Genomic DNA, 21,155 nt, shown 5'->3' with positions numbered 1-21,155 from the left:
CAGTCCAGGGCATAGCGAGTCTCCTCTTCTATGCCTGTTATAACTGTTACCCATGTATCCGGTCTAAAGTGTTACCTATGTTTCCGGTTTGTACCGGCAGCGACCCCGGGGATAGCGCCGATGTTCCAAAAAAACCAGCAAATTGCAGGCATAAAAAACCCGGCGTCACTATCGCTCGGCCGGGCTACAAGGGGGGTTAGGCTTTTCGCATCATTAGCCAGAGGCTTATGAGGAAGAAGCTGGCGCTTGGCAGCAGCGCCCCGATAATCGGCGGGATACCGTAGACCAGCGTCAGCGGGCCGAAGATCTGGTCAAGGACGTAGAACACAAAGCCGAAGCTAATCCCCGTCACCACGCGCACCCCCATCGGCACGCTACGCAGCGGGCCAAAGATAAACGACAGCGCCATCAGCATCATTACCGCCACGGAGAGCGGCTGGAAGATTTTGCTCCACATATTGAGCTGATAGCGACCGGGATCCTGGCCACTGGCCTGTAGATACTTCACGTAGTTGTGCAGGCCGCTGATAGACAGCGCATCCGGGTCCAGCGCCACCACGCCGAGCTTATCCGGCGTCAGCGTGGTTTTCCAGGTACCGCTCACCGTTTGCGAACCGGTAATCTGTTTCGGGTCGGTCAGGTTAGATTCATCCACTTGCGACAGGCGCCACTCTTTCTGCTCCTGATCGAACTTCGCGCTGGCCGCGTAGCGTACGGATTGCAGACGACGCTCGCTATTGAAGGAGTAGATGCTCACACCGCCCAGCTCATCGGTGCCCTTCACGCGCTCGATATAGACAAAGTTGTGGCCGTCTTTCGCCCACATGCCCTGCTGGGTAGAGAGTAACGAACCGCCGTACATCTGCTGAGCGCGGTAGTTACGCGCCATCTGCTCGCCCTGCGGAGCAACCCACTCGCCCATTGCCATGGTCAACAGCACCAGCGGGATCGCGGTTTTCATCACCGACAGCGCCACCTGCAGACGGGTAAAGCCGGAAGCCTGCATCACCACCAGTTCACTGCGCTGAGCCAGCATCCCCAGGCCAAGCAGCGCGCCGAGCAGCGCCGCCATCGGGAAGAAGATCTGCACGTCTTTTGGAACGCTGAGAAGGGTATAAATGCCCGCGCCCAGAGCGTCATAGCTCCCCTGCCCGGCTTTCTTCAACTGGTCAACAAACTTAATAATGCCGGACAGCGACACCAGCATGAACAGCGTCATCATGATGGTGGTGAAAATGGTTTTACCGATATAGCGGTCAAGTACACCAAATGGCTGCATTATACCGCTCCTTTATGCGTAAAACGGGCGCGAACGCGGCGCATCGGGACGGTATCCCAGAGGTTCAGCACCACGGCCAACGCGATGTACGCCAGGTTGACCGCCCACATCCATATTGCCGGGTCGATTTTGCCTTTGCCCGCATTCGACTTCAGCGAAGTCTGCAGCAGGAAGAACACCAGATACAGCAGCATAGCTGGCAGCATAGAGAGTACACGGCCCTGACGCGGATTCACCACGCTGAGCGGCACCACCATCAGCGCCATGATAAAGACCGTCAGCACCAGCGTGAAACGCCAGTGCAACTCCGCGCGAGCACGGTCGGTATCCGTATTCCACAGCGTGCTCATGTTCATCTGTTCGGTATCGGTCGGGTCGGCGGCTACGGCCTGGTGGCCAATAATGGCCTGATAGTTTTTAAAATCGGTAATGCGGAAATCACGCAGCATCGCGGTGCCTTCAAAGCGCGTACCCTGATTTAAGGTCACCACCTGAGAACCGTCTTTGCGCTGCGAGAGCTGGCCGGTGTCGGCCACCACCACAGAAGGGCGCGCGGTGCCTTTCGGCCGGAGCTGCGCCAGGAAGACGTCATGGAAGCTTGCGCCATTCACGCCTTCAATAAATAACACCGCGTTACCATCGGTAGACTGCTGGAACTGGCCCTGTGCCAGCGCCGCCATGCCGGGGTTCGCTTTGGCTTCGGCGAGCACTTCATCCTGATGGCGAGACGACCACGGCCCCGCCCACATCACGTTGACGGCGGCAACAATACCGGTAAACAGCGCGAGGACCATCGCCGCTTTCACCAGCACGGCTTTACTCAGGCCGCAGGCGTGCATCACCGTGATTTCACTTTCGGTATACAGTTTACCCAGGGTCATCAGAAGACCGAGGAACAGACTCAGCGGTAGGATAAGCTGCGCCATTTCAGGCACGCCGAGCCCGAGCAATGAGAGCACGAGGTTTGTCGGGATATCACCATCGACCGCCGCGCCGAGGATCCTCACCAGTTTCTGACAGAAAAAGATCAAAAGCAGGATGAAGAGGATGGCAAGCTGGCTTTTTAGCGTCTCCCGCACCAGATATCGTATGATTATCACTATAAATACGCCCGTAAAAACCCGTCTTATTGCAGGAAAATAGCTTGTTTCATGGCTTAAACGTCATTTATTCTCTTGAGTCGTCGAAAACATCGCTAAGATTAAATGACTCAGCGGCTTCACGTTTCAGGACTTGTTCTGACGTGCCAGGACCGTAATAACGTTAAGATTAACACGAAGTCACCGCAACAGCGGAAATGAGTTACGTAAGCTTGCAATTCTATCCGTAGCCACCGCCGTTGTCTTTAAGATTCAGGAGCGTAGTGCATGGAGTTCAGTGTAAAAAGTGGTAGCCCGGAGAAGCAGCGGAGTGCCTGTATCGTCGTGGGCGTATTCGAACCACGCCGCCTTTCTCCCATCGCCGAACAGCTCGATAAAATCAGCGACGGCTATATCAGTGCGCTGCTGCGTCGCGGCGAACTGGAAGGCAAACCGGGACAGACCTTATTGCTGCACCACGTACCAAACGTGCTGTCAGAACGCATTCTGCTGATTGGCTGCGGTAAAGAGCGCGAGCTCGATGAGCGCCAGTACAAGCAGGTCATTCAGAAAACCATCAACACCCTGAATGATACCGGTTCAATGGAAGCCGTCTGCTTCCTGACCGAACTGCACGTCAAAGGCCGCAATAACTACTGGAAAGTACGCCAGGCGGTTGAGACGGCAAAAGAGACGCTGTACAGCTTCGATCAGCTCAAAACCAACAAAAGCGAGCCGCGTCGCCCGCTGCGTAAAATGGTCTTCAACGTGCCAACCCGCCGTGAACTGACCAGCGGCGAACGTGCTATCCAGCACGGTCTGGCCATTGCTGCCGGTATCAAAGCAGCGAAAGACCTCGGCAACATGCCGCCAAACATCTGTAATGCGGCTTACCTGGCCTCTCAGGCGCGTCAGCTTGCCGACAGCTACAGCAAAAACGTCATCACCCGCGTCATCGGCGAACAGCAGATGAAAGAGCTGGGTATGCACTCCTACCTCGCGGTCGGCAACGGTTCGCAGAACGAATCCCTGATGTCGGTCATCGAGTATAAGGGCGTGGCTTCCGAAGACGTTCGCCCAATCGTGCTGGTGGGTAAAGGCCTGACCTTCGACTCCGGCGGTATCTCCATCAAGCCTGCCGAAGGCATGGACGAGATGAAGTACGACATGTGCGGCGCAGCGGCGGTGTACGGCGTGATGCGGATGGTCGCGGAACTGCAATTGCCAATCAACGTGATCGGCGTGCTGGCAGGCTGCGAAAACATGCCTGGCGGGCGCGCGTATCGCCCAGGCGACGTGCTGACCACCATGTCCGGCCAGACCGTTGAAGTGCTGAACACCGATGCCGAAGGCCGTCTGGTGCTGTGCGACGTTCTGACCTACGTTGAACGCTTCGAGCCAGAAGCGGTTATCGACGTGGCAACGCTGACCGGTGCCTGCGTGATTGCACTGGGCCATCACATCACCGGCCTGATGTCGAACCACAACCCGCTGGCGCACGAGCTGATTGGCGCGTCCGAGCAGGCTGGTGACCGCGCGTGGCGTCTGCCGCTGGGCGATGAGTATCAGGAACAGCTGGAGTCTAACTTCGCGGATATGGCGAACATCGGCGGCCGTCCTGGTGGTGCTATCACCGCGGGCTGCTTCCTGGCGCGCTTTACCCGTAAGTACAACTGGGCGCACCTGGACATCGCCGGCACCGCATGGCGTTCCGGCAAAGCCAAAGGCGCAACCGGTCGTCCGGTGGCGCTGCTGTCGCAGTTCCTGCTGAACCGCGCTGGTTTTAACGGCGAAGAGTAAGGCACAACCCCCTCACCCTAACCCTCTCCTCGCTGGGGAGAGGGGACCGCCCTTTCCCACGTTCGGGAAGGGCGTCAGGGGGCGATTTAAAACCATCACAAGAAGCCCCATATATGAAGAATGCGACGTTCTATCTTCTGGACAATGACACCACCGTCGACGACCTCAGCGCCGTCGAGCAACTGGTGTGTGAAATTGCCGCAGAACGTTGGCGCGCGGGCAAGCGCGTGCTGATCGCCTGCGAAGACGAGCAGCAGGCCATTCGCCTGGATGAAGCCCTGTGGAGCCGTCCTCCGGACAGTTTTGTGCCGCATAATCTGGCGGGCGAAGGCCCAAGAGGCGGTGCGCCGGTGGAGATAGCCTGGCCTGCCAAGCGCAACAGCAGCCCACGGGATATACTGATAAGTCTGCGGGTAAACTTTGCAGATTTTGCCACCGCTTTCACAGAAGTGGTAGACTTCGTCCCTTACGAAGAAACTCTGAAACAACTCGCACGCGATCGCTACAAAGCCTACCGCGTGGCTGGTTTTAACCTGAATACGGCAACCTGGAAATAATGGAAAAGACATATAACCCGCAAGATATCGAACAGCCGCTTTACGAGCACTGGGAACAGCAGGGCTATTTCAAGCCTAACGGCGACGAAAGCAAAGAGTCCTTCTGCATCATGATCCCGCCGCCGAACGTCACCGGCAGTTTGCATATGGGTCATGCTTTCCAGCAAACCATCATGGACACCATGATTCGCTACCAGCGCATGCAGGGCAAAAATACCCTGTGGCAGGCGGGTACCGACCACGCGGGTATCGCTACCCAGATGGTGGTTGAGCGTAAGATTGCCGCGGAAGAAGGTAAAACTCGTCACGACTACGGTCGCGATGCCTTCATCGACAAAATCTGGCAGTGGAAAGCGGAATCCGGCGGCACCATTACCCGTCAGATGCGCCGTCTCGGCAACTCTGTTGACTGGGAGCGCGAGCGCTTCACCATGGACGAAGGCCTTTCCAATGCCGTGAAAGAAGTCTTTGTCCGCCTGTACAAAGAAGACCTGATTTACCGTGGCAAACGCCTGGTAAACTGGGACCCGAAACTGCGCACCGCCATCTCTGACCTGGAAGTGGAAAACCGCGAGTCTAAAGGCTCCATGTGGCACATCCGCTATCCGCTGGCCGACGGCGCGAAAACCGCAGACGGTAAAGATTACCTGGTCGTCGCGACTACCCGTCCGGAAACCATTCTGGGCGATACCGGCGTGGCCGTGAACCCGGAAGATCCACGCTATAAAGATCTGATCGGCAAGTTCGTTGTTCTGCCGCTGGTTGACCGCCGTATTCCTATCGTGGGCGACGAACACGCCGATATGGAAAAAGGCACCGGCTGCGTGAAAATCACCCCGGCGCACGACTTCAACGACTATGAAGTTGGTCGTCGCCACGCGCTGCCAATGATCAACATTCTGACCTTTGATGGCGACATCCGCGAAACCGCAGAAGTGTACGACACCAAAGGCGAAGAGTCTGACGTTTACTCCAACGCTATCCCGGCTGAATTCCAGAAGCTGGAACGCTTTGCCGCGCGTAAAGCGATCGTGGCTGCCATCGATGCGATGGGCCTGCTGGAAGAGATCAAACCTCACGATCTGACCGTTCCTTACGGCGACCGTGGCGGCGTGGTTATCGAGCCAATGCTGACCGACCAGTGGTACGTCCGTGCCGACGTGCTGGCGAAACCGGCGGTTGAAGCGGTTGAGAACGGCGACATTCAGTTCGTACCGAAGCAGTACGAAAACATGTACTTCTCCTGGATGCGTGATATTCAGGACTGGTGTATCTCCCGTCAGCTGTGGTGGGGTCACCGTATCCCGGCATGGTATGACAACGACGGCAACGTCTACGTTGGCCGCACCGAAGATGAAGTGCGTCAGGAAAACAACCTCAGCGCGGACGTTGCCCTGCGTCAGGACGAAGACGTTCTGGATACCTGGTTCTCCTCCGCGCTGTGGACCTTCTCTACCCTGGGCTGGCCGGAAAACACCGACGCGCTGCGTCAGTTCCACCCAACCAGCGTGATGGTTTCCGGCTTCGACATCATCTTCTTCTGGATTGCCCGCATGATCATGATGACCATGCACTTCATCAAAGATGAAAACGGCAAGCCACAGGTTCCGTTCAAGACCGTCTACATGACCGGTCTGATTCGTGACGACGAAGGCCAGAAGATGTCCAAGTCCAAAGGTAACGTTATCGACCCGCTGGATATGGTCGACGGTATCTCCCTGGCAGACCTGCTGGAAAAACGTACCGGCAACATGATGCAGCCGCAGCTGGCTGAGAAAATTGCTAAACGTACCGAGAAACAGTTCCCGGACGGCATCGAGCCGCACGGCACCGACGCCCTGCGCTTCACCCTGGCGGCGCTGGCCTCTACCGGCCGCGACATCAACTGGGATATGAAGCGTCTGGAAGGTTACCGTAACTTCTGTAACAAGCTGTGGAACGCCAGCCGCTTCGTGCTGATGAACACCGAAGATCAGGATTGCGGCTTCAACGGCGGCGAAATGACCCTGTCTCTGGCTGACCGCTGGATCCTGGCTGAATTCAACCAGACCGTGAAAGCGTACCGCGAAGCACTGGATAACTTCCGCTTCGACATCGCCGCGGGCATTCTGTACGAGTTCACCTGGAACCAGTTCTGTGACTGGTATCTGGAGCTGACTAAGCCGGTAATGACCGGGGGTTCCGAGTCTGAACTGCGCGGCACCCGCAATACGCTGGTCACCGTGCTGGAAGGTCTGCTGCGCCTGGCGCACCCGATCATTCCATTCATCACCGAGACCATCTGGCAGCGCGTGAAAGTCATTTGCGGCAACACCGCAGACACCATCATGCTGCAGCCGTTCCCGGAATATAACGCCGCACAGGTTGATGAAGCAGCACTGGCCGATACCGAGTGGCTGAAGCAGGCAATTGTTGCCGTACGTAACATCCGTGCGGAAATGAACATCGCCCCAGGCAAACCGCTGGAGCTGCTGCTGCGTGGTTGCAGCGCTGACGCAATGCGTCGCGTGAACGACAACCGTAGCTTCCTGCTGAACCTGGCCCGTCTGGAAAGCATCACCGTGCTGCCAGCCGATGACAAAGGTCCGGTTTCCGTGACCAAAATCATCGACGGCGCCGAGCTGCTGATCCCGATGGCTGGCCTCATCAACAAAGAAGATGAGCTGGCGCGTCTGGCAAAAGAAGTAGCGAAAATCGAAGGTGAGATTGCCCGTATCGAAGGCAAGCTCTCCAACGAAGGTTTCGTTGCTCGTGCACCGGAAGCGGTGATTGCTAAAGAGCGTGAGAAGCTGGACGGTTACGCGGAAGCGAAAGCGAAGCTGATTGAGCAGCAGGCGGTCATCGCCGCGCTGTAAAAATCGTGCCTGTACGTTTGCCGGGCGAGCCGGCAAACGGTCAAGTAGCCCGGACGAGGTGCATTAGCGCCGACTCCGGGTTATCCACGGTACGGTTCCAACCTCCTGAATTATCCTCGCTTGCACTCCCCCTCCCCGCAGTGTTATTAACTGCATATGTTCCACGTTTACGTCATGAGTTCGCTATGAGTGTCATTACCCCTGTCTCTGCAACGCTGCGTCGCCTTACGGCTGACGACAACGCCGCCATTGCCAACGTTATCCGCCAGGTCTCTGCCGAACACGGCCTGACCGCCGATAAAGGCTACACGGTGGCCGACCCCAATCTGGACGAGCTGTTTCAGGTTTACAGCCAGCCGGGTGCGGCCTACTGGGTGGTTGAGCAGAATGGTCAGGTGGTAGGTGGCGGCGGCGTCGCGCCGTTAGGCTGTAGCGAGCCGGATATTTGCGAACTGCAAAAGATGTATTTCCTGCCGAGCGTACGCGGTCAGGGGCTGGCGAAAAAGCTGGCGCTGATGGCGCTTGAGCATGCCCGCGAACAGGGGTTTAAGCAGTGCTACCTTGAGACCACCGCGTTTCTGACAGAAGCTATTCGTCTTTATGAACATCTGGGATTCGAACATATCGCCGAGCCGCTGGGCTGCACCGGGCATGTCGATTGTGAAGTGCGGATGTTAAAGCCCCTCTGAGAGGAATCAGAAGGGCTCGGTCTACCTTATTGCATCTCGGCAGAGAGCGTGAAACGAATCACGCCGGCGGCACGCGCGGTCGGCAGCTTGAGAACCTGAGTCCAGAGCTCCTGTACCATTTCACAAGCCATTTTCTCTTTACCCACGCCTTTGCTCGGGTCAGCCATAATCTGAATGTCCGGTCCGTAGCGCTGTACCAGCCCCGGGCTAATAGCTTGCAGATCTTCCAGCGCTAACTGTTTTTCCTCCGCCGTGACCGTATGCTTGCCAGGGCCATAGGCGGCGTTCATCATTGCTATATCGCTCGCCATACGCCGCGCCATAATCTCGTTCGGAATAAGGCGAACCGGGTTAATTCCCCCTTTCACCGCAGGGAACAGAAAACGAAAACATTCGTCATCTCCCACATTCTTGACCGCAGCAATCTGTTCGAGGTTAATCTTCATATACTCGATAACATTGGCATCAGGTGCCTGCTGCAAACGCGCCATCTGTAGTTGAAGAATCTGTGGTTGTATAGCATCGATGATCTGCTGCTCGCTTTTCCCCGCCTCTTTCATCTGTGCAGCCTGATTACGAATATGCTCCCAAAGCGCGGGTTCCTGCGCTTTAAGCACCTGGTAAACCGGCATGGTCAGCATCGCATTTTCAAACTTCTGCGCTTCGCTTAGACCATAGTCCGGGTTTTCACGCGGGATCAGGTAGTGCACGTCGAACAGGTTCCAGCCAACAACTGCAACGACAAAAATCACACCACCTGCGACCTTGCCAATCCAACCTTTTTTGCGAAATACGCCAACGATGATGGCGATAACCGCCCCGATATACCCTGCCAGTAATACGTGTGCCCAGTTCATTGATTATCCTTAGCCAAATCGACAAATATGCCGGGAATTATGCTTTCCTGTTCTGTGTGTCGATTATTGCGGCAAAGGTGAGGCATTTCCAGCCACCAGATTTTTCTGCCGGGAAGCTGAGAACAACTATGCAGGCACGCCGCTGTGGAAGCGGAACTCTTCATCCAGAGCGGTGATAAGCGACGCTTCCACTTCACCGAAGAAACGCACCCGCTCGCTGATATCGCCGTCAGCGATTTGCTGCGCCAGCGTCAGGTAGTCCTGATAGTGCCGCGCTTCTGAACGCAGCAGCGACAGGTAAAACGCCTGCAGATCATCATCCAGATACGGCGCCAGCGCGGCAAAGCGTTCGCAGGAGCGGGCTTCGATGTACGCCCCGCAAATCAGCTTATCAATCAGGGTAAGCGGTTCATGCGTGCGCACCACTTTGAGCATCCCTTTAGCGTAGCGACTGGCGGTGATTTTCACGTATGGGATATTGCGCTTCAGCATCGCCTCACGCACCTGTGTGAAGTGGTGCAACTCCTCTTTTATCAGTAGCACCATGCTGTCGATAAGCTGCCTTCCCCACGGGTCGTCGGTCTGCGGCATCGCGCTTTTACCCATCTGTTTATGCAGCGCGGTAAAGTCTGGCTCAACGCCGTCGCGAAAGGTAAAGGCTTCATAAGGTTTCAGCCAGTCGAGCAGCGCCTGCGCGCCCTCTTTATCCGCGACATATTTACGCACCAGCAGCATCGCGGTTTGCGCCGCTTTTAGCTCACAGACTAGATGGTCGGTCAGCAACAGAGGAAGATTGGCCGGATCGCGGGCTTTATCGAGCCACGCCTGAGGCGTTTCGCAGTGCAGGAAGTTGAGAACCGGGGAGAGTATTTGCGGGTAATCCATACCAAAATCCTTGCCCTACGGCAGCGGGCGCTGCCGTAGGTAATGTGATGACTTAGTGACGTACGCCGTCGTCTTCTTCGTCGACGAAATCTTCGTCGTCGTCATCACCCTCTTCGCCGTTCGGGTCTTCGTAGTAGGTTCCCCAACCGTCGTATTCCACTTCAAATTTCTCAGCCAGGTTCATCAGTTGCTCAACCTGCGCGTCGATAAGCTCTGCGTTCAGCGCGCTTTCGCTCAGGATATCGCAGCAGATCACGGTGTCGCCTTCTTCCACTTCCAGCTCTTCCGGCTCCGTCACTTCGTAGCCCAGCTTGAACGCTTCTACCGCCGCTTTCTCCAGACTTTCGAAATCGTCTGCGGAAAGGTGATGTTCGATGGTGTACAGCGCATCAGGATCGCTGCCGTCTTCCAGCAGTTCTTCAATGATCAGACGGGTCTCTTCGCGCTGTTCTTCCAGATGTTCAGGGTTTGCCATGGCTCGTTCCTCATAATGTGGCTGATACTCTTATTGTCACATACCGTTGCCATTGCCTCCACCTTTCCGATAAAGATTTGTTATTGGGGTTGCAAATGAATATTCATCCATATAAAGTGAATTTTAATTCAATAAGTGGCTTGAGCCAGGTGAGGGAATTATGTCTACTCTGTATAAAAAGAACTTCTTAAAATTACTCGATTTTACCCCTGCAGAAATCACCACCCTGCTGCAGCTCGCAGCAAAACTAAAAGCGGATAAAAAAAGCGGCACGGAGTCGCCGAACCTGACCGGTAAAAACATCGCGCTCATCTTCGAAAAAGACTCAACCCGTACACGATGCTCTTTCGAAGTTGCCGCATACGATCAGGGCGCTCGCGTCACCTATCTTGGATCCAGCGGCAGCCAGATTGGCCACAAAGAATCGATTAAAGACACCGCGCGTGTGCTGGGCCGCATGTACGACGGTATCCAGTACCGTGGCTACGGCCAGGAAGTGGTGGAAACGCTGGCCGAGTACTCCGGAGTGCCGGTATGGAACGGCCTGACCGATGAGTTCCACCCAACCCAACTGCTGGCGGACCTGCTGACCATGCAGGAACACCTACCGGGCAAAGCGTTCAACGAAATGACGCTGGTTTATGCCGGCGATGCGCGTAACAACATGGGCAACTCGATGCTGGAAGCCGCAGCGTTAACCGGTCTCGATCTGCGTCTGGTGGCACCACAGGAATGCTGGCCAGAAGCGAGCCTGGTCGCAGAGTGCAAAGCGCTGGCGCAGAAGAACGGCGGTAACGTAATCCTGACGGAAGATATTGCCGCAGGCGTGAAGGACGCGGACTTTATCTACACCGACGTGTGGGTATCGATGGGCGAAGCCAAAGAGAAGTGGGCGGAGCGTATTGCGCTGCTGCGCGGCTATCAGGTGAATAGCGCCATGATGAAGCTGACCGGCAATCCGCAGGTGAAATTCCTGCACTGCCTGCCTGCGTTCCATGATGACCAGACGACCGTAGGTAAGAAAATGGCCGCTGAGTACGGCATGCACGGCGGGATGGAAGTGACCGATGAGGTCTTTGAATCTCCGGCCAGCATCGTGTTCGATCAGGCGGAAAACCGGATGCACACCATCAAAGCGGTGATGGTCGCAACGCTAAGCAAATAAACTCACAATGTTGCCCGGCCGAGCGCAGCGACGCCGGGAAAACCCCGGAGTCGCTGCTATCGCACCTCGTCCGGGCTACCGTTCGTCATTCGACCAGAAGTTTCACAACCGCTTTACGCACTTTCGCAGGCTGTCCCACCGCGCACAGCGGCTTGTGGACTTCACCTGGGTAGAAGACCACGAAGTCACCTTCGCTCATCACCACCATCTTTTCCTGCACGCCTTCCGGCAGAAACGCGATATCTTTGTCCGCCAGCCAATCGGTGTCTGGCTCACCCGCAGGCTGGGTGCTGAACGCCATTCCTTCCTGGCCTTTCAGTACCACCTGGATATCCAGATAACGTGCATGATACTCCGCACGACGATCGGCAAACGGTTCGGTCATGTTCTCAGAGATCATATAGAACAGGCGGTTACCGTCGATGTCATATTTCCCTTCAGGGGTAGCATCGGTAACGTTCGCCATAAGGTGGATAATAGCCTGACGCAGCTCTTCCGGCAGCCAGGACTGAAGGTGATGGATGTTGCCAATAATCATGATGACTCCACAAATAAAACAATGTTTCAATTTTCAGTTGTTATACGTAAATTCGCGATACCATACCAGTACTTTTTATCATGACTCTGCCATCCTGCTGGTTTAGCGCACACTTTTGCTGCCCTGCATAAAAATTGAATTTATACGCATGCAAAATGAATTTTTATTGTATGAGAATCGTTTTCGTTGATTAAAATGTGAATCAGACGCTTGATTGCCAGATAAAGCTGCGTATAATGCCACCCGTTTTGCCGGGAGGAATTATGGTTCAGTGTGTACGACATCGCGTCTTACCGCGTCTGAAAACAGACGCTGGCCTGCCGTTTTTCCTTTCCGTAGCATCCGTATTCGTAAAGCCCCTTATTTAAGGGGCTTTTTTTTTGCGCCGTCGTCAGGAGATAACCATGGCTAATCCGCTGTATCAAAAACACATCATTTCCATAAACGATCTCAGCCGCGAAGACCTTGAACTGGTTTTGGCGACCGCCGCCAGCCTGAAAGCGAACCCACAGCCGGAGCTGCTGAAGCACAAAGTGATCGCCAGCTGTTTCTTCGAGGCCTCGACGCGCACCCGTCTCTCTTTTGAAACCTCCATGCACCGTCTGGGGGCCAGCGTGGTCGGTTTCTCCGACAGCGCCAACACCTCGCTCGGTAAGAAAGGCGAAACCCTGGCCGACACCATCTCGGTGATTAGCACCTACGTTGATGCCATCGTCATGCGCCACCCGCAGGAAGGCGCGGCGCGTCTGGCCACCGAGTTCTCCGGCAACATTCCGGTACTGAATGCCGGCGATGGCGCGAACCAGCACCCAACCCAGACGCTGCTGGATCTGTTCACCATTCAGGAAACCCAGGGCCGCCTGGAGAACCTGAACATCGCTATGGTCGGCGACCTGAAGTACGGCCGCACCGTCCATTCGCTGACCCAGGCGCTGGCGAAGTTTAACGGTAACCGCTTCTACTTTATCGCTCCGGACGCGCTGGCGATGCCGCAGTACATCCTCGATATGCTGGACGAGAAAGATATCGTCTGGAGCCTGCATAGCTCCATCGACGAGGTGATGGCGGAAGTCGATATTCTCTATATGACCCGCGTACAGAAAGAGCGCCTCGACCCGTCCGAATACGCCAACGTCAAGGCACAGTTCATCCTGCGCGCGGCGGATCTGGTCGGCGCACGCGATAACATGAAGGTGCTGCACCCGCTGCCGCGCATTGATGAGATCACCACCGATGTCGATAAAACGCCGCACGCCTGGTACTTCCAGCAGGCCGGCAACGGCATCTTCGCCCGCCAGGCGTTACTGGCACTGGTACTGAATAGCGAACTGGCTCTGTAAGGGGGAAACGACGATGACACACGATAACAAATTACAAGTAGAAGCCATCAAACGCGGCACCGTAATTGACCATATCCCGGCCCAGGTTGGCTTTAAGCTGCTGACCCTGTTCAAGCTGACCGAAACCGACCAGCGCATCACCATCGGCCTGAACCTGCCATCCGGCGAGATGGGGCGTAAAGACCTGATTAAAATCGAAAATACCTTCCTGACCGATGAGCAGGTCAACCAGCTGTCGCTGTACGCGCCAGAGGCGACCGTTAACCGCATCGATAACTATGAAGTGGTGGGCAAATCGCGCCCGAGCCTGCCGGAGCGCATCGAGAGCGTGCTGGTGTGCCCGAACAGCAACTGTATTAGCCATGCCGAACCGGTTTCCTCTAGCTTTGCAGTGAAAAAACGTGCCGATGACGTTGCACTCAAATGCAAATACTGTGAAAAAGAGTTTTCTCATTATGTGGTGCTGGCCAACTAATTGCGGTTGGTATTGAAATGTTGCCTCTCTATAATGGCTAACACCTTAATACTGCAGTTCATCTGGAGATATCATGAGCAAAACTATTGCGACGGAAAATGCACCAGCAGCGATCGGCCCATACGTTCAGGGCGTTGACCTGGGCAGCATGATCATCACTTCCGGTCAGATCCCGGTAGACCCGAAAACCGGCAGCGTGCCGGAAGACGTATCTGCTCAGGCGCGTCAGTCGCTAGAAAACGTGAAAGCTATCGTTGAGGCCGCTGGCCTGAAAGTGGGCGATATCGTGAAAACTACCGTATTCGTTAAAGATCTCAACGATTTCGCGACCGTTAACGCCACTTACGAAGCCTTCTTCACCGAGCACAATGCCACCTTCCCAGCGCGTTCTTGCGTAGAAGTGGCCCGTCTGCCGAAAGACGTGAAGATTGAGATCGAAGCGATCGCCGTGCGTCGCTAAGTCTCGATAACAATAAACCCCGGCTAACTAAACTTACCGGGGTTTATTGTTTTTAAACCGCTTTTCAACGACTAATGCGTGCGACTTAAAGGTTCATCAGCGAACCGACTGACGAACGTGCGGTACTCAGTGATGGAATCATGCTGACTACGCTGTCATCATCGCCATCACAGCCAGCAGCAAACATCGCCATATCTTCCCGTATCCGTTGTAGGGAAACAGGGGCATCGGCAGGCTGCGCCAGCGGTAAAGGAATATCATCCTCTGTGTGATTAAGAACATCTTCAATCAGCCAGTCGGTACCGTCAGCAAAGGCAATATGCTCTACCCGATACTTTTCTGAAGAGAAATAATCCTTCACCGTGACGCTATCTTCGCTGTCTTTAAAGGCAATCACTAAATCATTACCGCTGCGCTGAACGATGGCACTTGCAGCCATCATTCCCTCGCCAAAACGCAGGGTGTCGCTGTCGCCGCTGACGCTGCTGTTTTCAGCGATCGTGTCCTGGCCGTCTCCAGCGTTAAACAGGTAGGTATCACTACCAGAACCGCCGTTAAGCGTGTCGTTACCCACGCCACCCGACAGCCGATCGTTGCCAGTTCCGCCGTTTAGAATATCATCGCCCTGGCCGCCGCTGAGCCAGTCATTACCGGCTCCACCGTGAAGTTCATCCGCGCCGTCATCGCCGTAAAGCATATCCCGGCCATCGTCACCGCGCAGGATATCGTTACCTGCGCCGCCGGCCAGCAAGTCATCGCCGGAGTCGCCCGACAACGTATCATGACCATTTCCGCCGTATAACGTGTCGTCTCCCAACATGCCATAAAGCTCATCGTCACCGTCATCACCGTACAGCGCATCATTGTCGCTATCGCCATACACGATATCATCCCCACCCGCGGCGTGGATTTCACTGCCCGTGTCATAAGCTTGCAGCAACTGCGCCTCCTCCGTGCCGGTATATAACGCATTCCTTATGACGACATCATCCCAAATTGTACCGTCGGCAAAGATAATGCTGCTGATTGGCTTCGCATTCCCAAAGTAATCATTTATTGTCACGCTGTCGGTACCGTCACGGAAGCTGATAACCAGGTTATCGCCGTTGCGCTGGACAAGGGTATCCTGTGCCAGAATGCCATCACCAAAACGCAGCGTATCAACCCCTGTGTCATACCTGTCGCCGTTGACCTGATCCTGTCCGTCGCCTGCGTTAAACAGGTAGACATCATCGCCCTCTCCGCCACAAAGCAGGTCATTGCCGCCCCCCCCCAACCAGCAGATCGTCACCATTGTCGCCATCCAGGGCATCATCACCCTCATCACCGTACAGCGCATCATTGCCATAGCTCCCTCGCAGAGTATCGTTGCCGCCTGCGGCATGAATCTCACAGCCTTCGCGATAAGCTTCCAGCGTCTGCGCATCGTCGCTGCCTTTCAGTGTTAATGCCTGTATGGCGGCATAATCCCATTCCGTGCCATCCGCAAACACGATGCTATATTTCGGGCGAATAAACGAAGAAAAATAGCCCTCGAGGGTAATACTGTCACCGCTATCCAGAAACGTGATAATAAGCGAATCATACATACGGGTAACGGTGGCCGATTCTACCAACAGCCCAGTGCCGAAACGGATTGTCTCGGTGTCGCTGAGGCTGGAACCCTCAGACATAGACACCCCATTCACCGTATCCTGCCCATCCCCGGCGTTAAAGAGATAGGTATCACTACCGCCGCCGCCGCTTAACCAGTCGTTTCCCGCACCGCCCGCTAGCGTATCATTACCATTCCCGCCCAACAGGTTGTCATCACCTTCACCGCCGGACAGGCCGTCGTCGCCATCCGCGCCTTCAAGCCAGTCATCACCGCGGCCAGCGTAAATCTCACTGCCCTCCGGATACGCAACCAGATAATCGTCACCATCGGTTCCGACCAGCGTTAGAGCTTTGATTGTGGCAGGATCCCACTCGGTACCATCGGCAAACACAAATCGTTCCAGCGTAGGAATGCTGGTCATGAAATAATTGCTGACGATAATACTGTCATCGCTGTTTTTGAAGGTCACACAGAGATCGTCACCGTCACGTCGCACGACCATATTTTCTGCCAGCACCCCTTCGCCAAAACGCAGAATGTTAGTGTCTCGTTGGTCAGCATAGCCCTGATCGACTATCACATCCTGGCCATCGCCAGCGTTAAACACATAGGTATCGCTGCCTTCGCCGCCCGCCAGAATATCGTTACCTGCACCACCGGTTAGCCAGTCATCCCCGCTTTTTCCAAAGAGTTCGTCATCACCGGATAAACCTCTCAGCGAGTCATCATTATCACCCGCCTCAACAGTGCCGCCTTCTTCCGCGGCTGTGAGGGTCTGCACGGTGTCATTTACAACTCTCAATGCAGCATTTATGGCAATCGCATTCCAGACGGTGCCATCAGCAAAGACAATCTGTGACAGCAGAGGAGAAGCAGCAACAAAATAGTCATCAATGGTGATGCTATCCTGACCGTCGCTAAGTGAGATAACAAGGTTATCTCCATCCCGCCGCAGCTGTACCTCTTCAGGCAGGATACCCTCGCCAAAACGCAGAATGTCCTGGCTGTTATCCTCTGGTTGTCCCCATCCAGAGTAACTGCGATAGATACGGTCGTTGCCATCACCTTTACTGAACAGATAGGTATCACTGCCATTGCCACCAGAGAGTATGTCATCCCCTGTACCGCCGGAAAGGATATCATCCCCGGCTCCGCCGGTTAGCGTGTCATCCCCGTCATCGCCATAGAGCGCATCATCACCCCGCCCACCTTCAAGGACATCATCTCCGCCAGCCGCGTGAATTTCGCTGCCGTTTTCCCATGCGTCGAGATATTGATCGGCCTGCGTTCCTGACAGGAGTCGTGCTTCAATATCGTCAAGGCTCCAGACGGTACCGTCAGCAAACACCAGGGATTCAACTTTGTGCTCATCCGCATAGAAAAAGTTACTTATCGTCACACGGTCACTGCTGTCCCGAAAAGCCACAACCAAATCGAATCCTTCCCGACTGACTATCACCTGGTCAGGCGATAGCCCCTCGCCGAAGCAGATACGATCCTGACCAGCACGTTCAGCCCTGGCGCGTTTTTCATTTTCGCCTTCAAGCATGCGGGACATATCTTCAATATCGCCGCCAAATTCAAGGATTTCATCCTGACCATCACCAACGTTGAATAGATACGTATCGTTCCCGTCGCCACCGCTCAGAGTGTCGCTCCCTTTACCGCCGCTTAACGTGTTAACTAGTGAATCTCCGAACAACGATTCACCGTCATCACCGCCGGTCAAAAAGCGGTTGCTGCTACCACCAATCGATCCCGCAAACGCGTCATCATTCGCCAGATAATCGGCCATTTTCGGTTCACGAATGATTAAACGATAACGAAGATCGGCCAGTTCCTGGCGGGAACGATCGGAATAAACGGAGAGATTGACTAACACCGTGCTGACTTCGTTGAGCAGGCTGTATTCACCGGCCTTGTAGAGTTGAGTAAATAATGATTCTGCTGCTTCAAGGTTTATTACCGTACCTAAAGTCGCAAAATTGAAGCCCGACAACACGACATCCTTTAGATACTCATATAAGGTGGTTTGTGTCAGCAACTGTGCCTTTGTGAAATTTCTGAACTGCAGATATTCCTTCAGCAACAGCGTTGAAGGTTTCTCCAGAATATTGGAACCATGATTCCAATGGTTAAAGGATACAGAGGTGAGCTGCTCAAGCAGCGCTACCTGCTGATAGGTCACCGAGTACCGCTGATTGGTTGAAACATCTTGCACCCCCGCCCACCGATAAATGAGCTGATCCAGCAGTGCTTCTTTACGAGTACTATCCTTTTCCTCAATATAGCTTTTGACCAACGCCATTAACTGACTGTCACGGGCCATCGCCTCACGCAGGTCCGACACATTACCAAAACCCTTCGCGTTAGGAAGCTTAATCACATCCGGCGTCAGCGTAAAATCCTGGACGTGAACGCGCCCCTTCTGACTTGTCTGAAACCAGATATCAGCACTAGATGTTGTCCTGCCATCCGCCCAACTGATCTTGCCGGTTTGTCGGTACTCCTGACCATTGGTATCCCGATACGTCGAAGAGGTGTATTGGATGTCGATGGCCTCAATTCCCACATCATCAAGCGTAAATAGCTCACCAGCATCCGTTTCACCGTTGCTGTTTTTATCCTGCCAGATTTTCAGCGAAGACCAGGCTTTGTCGTGACGGTCAAGCATACCGTCCAGGTTATCGTCAAGATCGTGTAGCGCCTGGTAGCCATTACTAGCGGTACTGCCATCCTGCAGTTGTGTGTGGTTGCCAAATAATTCCCGGCCAGTACTGATTTTGCCATCACCATTGAGATCCCGGACCAGAAAGCCATCACTCGATGCTGCCCAGGCGCTTAATTCTTTGACGCCATCACCACCATGGTCAAAATTAACGCCCCGCCCAGACAGTGTTTCCACACCATTGCCGTCCAGATCGATCACCACCGGGTCTATTTTTTCAGCCCCTCGCATATCCGGTGCCTTATCGCCCTCTTCATCATTCCGGATAGTAATGCCTAAAGCCGACCAGACTTCACTTCCATTCGAGTCAGTCTTAACGTTCGCCCATTTTTTAAAATCGGTAATTCTTAGGCCATCGTTGATAACCAGCGTGTCACCCTCAAAGGTATATTTATTACCCATATCATCGGTATAAGTACCTTCAGGATCGCCCTGGTAATGACGGGCTTCCTTCAATTCCTGGACGCTACCGTTCCCATCTGCTAAATACACGGAACCATAAATATCAGTTTTATCCGTCAGTAAGATCGTATCGTAACGATCAGCAATAAAGTAATTATTGCCTTTGCCGCCATAGAGAATATCGGCTTCACCATCATCGATATCATCCTTACTCCCCCCTAGCAATACATCATCGCCATCACCACCTTCAATATAATCTTCGCCAGCTCCCCCAGTGAGCATATCGTTGCCGCCACCACCATAAAGGCGATCGCGGTCTCCCGCGCCAATAATTTTCTCACCACGATTACTGCCAAATATTATTTTTCGATCGTTTTCAGTAATCCCTACGCCATCAATACTAAGCTGCATAAAATCACTACCGGCAAGCGGTGTGCTCATATCAATAAAATCATAGTTTCCGCTGACGGCGGAGGTATTTAATTCATCACCAACATCAAGCCCCTGCAACTGGTACTGAATACGCCAGTATGCCATTTGCGCTCGATCCTGCCAGAACTGCTGCGAATAGCTGTCATATTGATATTTAGGGTCAGAAGCATAAGCCTTATAGTCAAAATCGGTAATCACAAAGGGGTTTAGATTGATCAGCGCATAACGGTATGCAAGGCTGTTTTTTGCCCGTTCCGCCATTTCTGCCGCGCTGGAGCGCGTATCCAGCGTATAGCGATGCCCTGGAGTAAATCCTGGCGGCAGGCGGTCAGGAACCTGCCCGTTAACGCCGTAAAAGAGATTTTTCATGCGATCCAGAACGTCCATGATGCCGTTGGCATCTTTATCCCGGATTAAATCCACATACTGGTCGATCGTCTCTTCGGTGACATACCCGCCCAGTACGGCCGCACCCAGACCTAAGGCCGCAGCAACGCCCGCCGTCGCGCCAGCGGTAACCGCCAGTGCGCCAACCGCAATGCCAGACAGTATACCGACCACCTCGCTGCCGAACTCCTTCGCAGCAAATTCGATCCAGACCGCCAGAGCTTCATCTTTATCGCCTCGATCCATCGCCGCGGACGACTCAGCCGCCACCATCGCCAACGATGTTGCCAGGAGCAATTTACCTGCCAAAGGAACATGTTTAACTAATTTAGTTCCTGATTCTGCGAGGAAATCAGCTGTCTTTTTAAAACTACGCCGCTCTTCATCGCTTAGTCCGGACAGGTTTCGTTTGAGATTATCAATATAATCATGGCCTTTAAAAGTATCAGCGTCATAATCAAGCCAGTCGTTAATATTATTGCCGTTGGCTACCCCCGTACCGAACATATGCATTCGCGCGTTATTTTGTATATGCTCAAACGCTTCGTTAAGACTCAGTTTTTCCAGCGCCTCACGGGGAATACCCTCTATAAAAGTGACGTTCGGGTTTTTAAGAAGAGCAGGAAGTTCAGTTTGATAGAAAATACTAAATTCTGAAGCATTGGTGGCCAGAATGCGGAAACTACCGGTAGCTTCCTCAAGGTAGCGTTTTGAGGCTTGATCCCAGAGGGAGTCGCTGGCGACTCTTTTTCCAGAGGCGTCAGTCCCACTAAAAGCTAAATTATGATCTCTAGTTAGAATATCACTCTGTTCTATTATAGATAAATCTTTAAAACCGGGAATGGTCGCTCTGTATTCATCCCGCCGGGCTAAAAAATATGCCTTCTTAAAATCATAGTTATTAAGAAGTCTACCCGCAGGAGTATCAGCGATTACAAAAACATTTATTTTTTTATTATTTATATTGGTAGCAGTATCACTACCTTTAACATCATCAGTATTTCCACTATAAAGAAGGTATATGCTGTCCGGATCCGCCTGCAGGACCTTTGCTGAGGTGTCCGCAATTAGTTTTTCAAGAGTTGCGACGGTTACCTTGCCATCACGAAGCAATAAATTCAACTGTTCGAGTGCTTCAGAATAAGTATAAGCCAT

The 21,155-nt window shown here is 53.9% G+C and carries 17 protein-coding genes; 9 read left to right on the top strand and 8 right to left on the bottom strand.

What is annotated here, in order from left to right:
• Window positions 1-196: 196 nt before the first annotated feature.
• Complete coding sequence (lptG, locus tag HII27_RS18165) at window positions 197-1,279, bottom strand: LPS export ABC transporter permease LptG (protein ID WP_185669171.1); 1,083 nt, start codon at window positions 1,277-1,279, stop codon at window positions 197-199.
• Window positions 1,279-2,379 (bottom strand): LPS export ABC transporter permease LptF, encoded by a 1,101-nt coding sequence (gene lptF, locus HII27_RS18160; RefSeq protein ID WP_185669170.1) that lies wholly within the window; start codon window positions 2,377-2,379, stop codon window positions 1,279-1,281. Before lptF ends, lptG begins: the two co-directional genes overlap by 1 nt.
• Before the next feature lie 267 nt (window positions 2,380-2,646).
• Between lptF and pepA the strand changes: the two genes are divergently transcribed.
• The 4 genes from pepA to HII27_RS18140 all read left to right on the top strand — a co-directional run bounded on the left by pepA (window position 2,647) and on the right by HII27_RS18140 (window position 8,259).
• The gene (gene pepA / locus HII27_RS18155) at window positions 2,647-4,158 is read left to right on the top strand and encodes a leucyl aminopeptidase (RefSeq protein ID WP_035892787.1); all 1,512 of its coding nucleotides are present in this window, start codon (window positions 2,647-2,649) and stop codon (window positions 4,156-4,158) included.
• Window positions 4,159-4,271: 113 nt separating this feature from the next.
• Complete coding sequence (gene holC, locus HII27_RS18150; protein ID WP_035892786.1) at window positions 4,272-4,715, top strand: DNA polymerase III subunit chi; 444 nt, start codon at window positions 4,272-4,274, stop codon at window positions 4,713-4,715.
• Window positions 4,715-7,570 carry a valine--tRNA ligase gene (locus tag HII27_RS18145; protein WP_185669169.1) on the top strand — a complete coding sequence of 952 codons (2,856 nt, stop codon included), beginning with the start codon at window positions 4,715-4,717 and terminating at the stop codon, window positions 7,568-7,570. Before holC ends, HII27_RS18145 begins: the two co-directional genes overlap by 1 nt.
• Window positions 7,571-7,755: 185 nt before the next feature.
• The gene (locus tag HII27_RS18140) at window positions 7,756-8,259 is read left to right on the top strand and encodes a GNAT family N-acetyltransferase (protein WP_185669168.1); all 504 of its coding nucleotides are present in this window, start codon (window positions 7,756-7,758) and stop codon (window positions 8,257-8,259) included.
• 26 nt (window positions 8,260-8,285) lie between these two features.
• On the opposite strand, the gene HII27_RS18135 is transcribed toward HII27_RS18140, so the two are convergent.
• The 3 genes from HII27_RS18135 to rraB all read right to left on the bottom strand — a co-directional run bounded on the left by HII27_RS18135 (window position 8,286) and on the right by rraB (window position 10,476).
• Entirely contained in the window at window positions 8,286-9,116 is an 831-nt protein-coding gene (locus HII27_RS18135) for a topoisomerase II (protein WP_185669167.1), read from the bottom strand.
• Window positions 9,117-9,242: 126 nt separating this feature from the next.
• On the bottom strand, window positions 9,243-10,001 hold the full coding sequence (gene miaE / locus HII27_RS18130) for a tRNA isopentenyl-2-thiomethyl-A-37 hydroxylase MiaE (protein WP_185669166.1): 759 nt from the start codon (window positions 9,999-10,001) through the stop codon (window positions 9,243-9,245).
• 52 nt (window positions 10,002-10,053) lie between these two features.
• On the bottom strand, window positions 10,054-10,476 hold the full coding sequence (gene rraB, locus HII27_RS18125; RefSeq protein ID WP_035892780.1) for a ribonuclease E inhibitor RraB: 423 nt from the start codon (window positions 10,474-10,476) through the stop codon (window positions 10,054-10,056).
• Window positions 10,477-10,636: 160 nt separating this feature from the next.
• Here rraB and argF point away from each other — a divergent pair, with 160 nt between their 5' ends.
• On the top strand, window positions 10,637-11,641 hold the full coding sequence (gene argF, locus HII27_RS18120) for an ornithine carbamoyltransferase (protein WP_185669165.1): 1,005 nt from the start codon (window positions 10,637-10,639) through the stop codon (window positions 11,639-11,641).
• An 85-nt stretch (window positions 11,642-11,726) separates the two neighbouring features.
• Here argF and HII27_RS18115 read toward each other — a convergent pair whose 3' ends face one another.
• Complete coding sequence (locus tag HII27_RS18115; protein WP_185669164.1) at window positions 11,727-12,179, bottom strand: YhcH/YjgK/YiaL family protein; 453 nt, start codon at window positions 12,177-12,179, stop codon at window positions 11,727-11,729.
• A 263-nt stretch (window positions 12,180-12,442) separates the two neighbouring features.
• Here HII27_RS18115 and HII27_RS18110 point away from each other — a divergent pair, with 263 nt between their 5' ends.
• The 4 genes from HII27_RS18110 to ridA all read left to right on the top strand — a co-directional run bounded on the left by HII27_RS18110 (window position 12,443) and on the right by ridA (window position 14,454).
• A complete protein-coding gene (locus HII27_RS18110; RefSeq protein WP_072351778.1) occupies window positions 12,443-12,547 on the top strand; it encodes a pyrBI operon leader peptide in 105 nt (34 codons plus the stop codon).
• Window positions 12,548-12,583: 36 nt separating this feature from the next.
• The gene (gene pyrB, locus HII27_RS18105) at window positions 12,584-13,519 is read left to right on the top strand and encodes an aspartate carbamoyltransferase (protein WP_185669163.1); all 936 of its coding nucleotides are present in this window, start codon (window positions 12,584-12,586) and stop codon (window positions 13,517-13,519) included.
• Window positions 13,520-13,532: 13 nt separating this feature from the next.
• A complete protein-coding gene (gene pyrI, locus HII27_RS18100) occupies window positions 13,533-13,994 on the top strand; it encodes an aspartate carbamoyltransferase regulatory subunit (RefSeq protein WP_123651198.1) in 462 nt (153 codons plus the stop codon).
• Window positions 13,995-14,067: 73 nt separating this feature from the next.
• The gene (gene ridA, locus HII27_RS18095) at window positions 14,068-14,454 is read left to right on the top strand and encodes a 2-iminobutanoate/2-iminopropanoate deaminase (protein ID WP_000047541.1); all 387 of its coding nucleotides are present in this window, start codon (window positions 14,068-14,070) and stop codon (window positions 14,452-14,454) included.
• 85 nt (window positions 14,455-14,539) lie between these two features.
• Here ridA and HII27_RS18090 read toward each other — a convergent pair whose 3' ends face one another.
• Together HII27_RS18090 and HII27_RS18085 are read right to left on the bottom strand one after the other, a co-directional pair.
• On the bottom strand, window positions 14,540-15,796 hold the full coding sequence (locus HII27_RS18090; RefSeq protein WP_185669162.1) for a calcium-binding protein: 1,257 nt from the start codon (window positions 15,794-15,796) through the stop codon (window positions 14,540-14,542).
• Entirely contained in the window at window positions 15,711-21,155 is a 5,445-nt protein-coding gene (locus HII27_RS18085) for a calcium-binding protein (protein WP_185669161.1), read from the bottom strand. Before HII27_RS18085 ends, HII27_RS18090 begins: the two co-directional genes overlap by 86 nt.

Source organism: Kluyvera sichuanensis, from assembly GCF_014218705.1.
GTDB lineage: Bacteria > Pseudomonadota > Gammaproteobacteria > Enterobacterales > Enterobacteriaceae > Kluyvera > Kluyvera sichuanensis.
This window is presented reverse-complemented; position numbering and strand designations above follow the sequence as displayed.

Excerpts from the sequence above, each read along its gene's own strand:
- HII27_RS18140 (WP_185669168.1), top strand. The coding sequence starts at position 7,756 with ATGAGTGTCATTACCCCTGTCTCTGCAACGCTGCGTCGCCTTACGGCT.
- HII27_RS18085 (WP_185669161.1), bottom strand. The coding sequence starts at position 21,155 with ATGGCTTATACTTATTCTGAAGCACTCGAACAGTTGAATTTATTGCTT.
- HII27_RS18115 (WP_185669164.1), bottom strand. The coding sequence starts at position 12,179 with ATGATTATTGGCAACATCCATCACCTTCAGTCCTGGCTGCCGGAAGAG.
- ridA (WP_000047541.1), top strand. The coding sequence starts at position 14,068 with ATGAGCAAAACTATTGCGACGGAAAATGCACCAGCAGCGATCGGCCCA.
- HII27_RS18135 (WP_185669167.1), bottom strand. The coding sequence starts at position 9,116 with ATGAACTGGGCACACGTATTACTGGCAGGGTATATCGGGGCGGTTATC.
- pyrB (WP_185669163.1), top strand. The coding sequence starts at position 12,584 with ATGGCTAATCCGCTGTATCAAAAACACATCATTTCCATAAACGATCTC.
- rraB (WP_035892780.1), bottom strand. The coding sequence starts at position 10,476 with ATGGCAAACCCTGAACATCTGGAAGAACAGCGCGAAGAGACCCGTCTG.
- HII27_RS18110 (WP_072351778.1), top strand. The coding sequence starts at position 12,443 with ATGGTTCAGTGTGTACGACATCGCGTCTTACCGCGTCTGAAAACAGAC.
- argF (WP_185669165.1), top strand. The coding sequence starts at position 10,637 with ATGTCTACTCTGTATAAAAAGAACTTCTTAAAATTACTCGATTTTACC.
- holC (WP_035892786.1), top strand. The coding sequence starts at position 4,272 with ATGAAGAATGCGACGTTCTATCTTCTGGACAATGACACCACCGTCGAC.
- pepA (WP_035892787.1), top strand. The coding sequence starts at position 2,647 with ATGGAGTTCAGTGTAAAAAGTGGTAGCCCGGAGAAGCAGCGGAGTGCC.
- lptG (WP_185669171.1), bottom strand. The coding sequence starts at position 1,279 with ATGCAGCCATTTGGTGTACTTGACCGCTATATCGGTAAAACCATTTTC.
- miaE (WP_185669166.1), bottom strand. The coding sequence starts at position 10,001 with ATGGATTACCCGCAAATACTCTCCCCGGTTCTCAACTTCCTGCACTGC.
- HII27_RS18145 (WP_185669169.1), top strand. The coding sequence starts at position 4,715 with ATGGAAAAGACATATAACCCGCAAGATATCGAACAGCCGCTTTACGAG.
- HII27_RS18090 (WP_185669162.1), bottom strand. The coding sequence starts at position 15,796 with ATGATGCGCTGTACGGTGATGAGGGTGATGATGCCCTGGATGGCGACA.
- pyrI (WP_123651198.1), top strand. The coding sequence starts at position 13,533 with ATGACACACGATAACAAATTACAAGTAGAAGCCATCAAACGCGGCACC.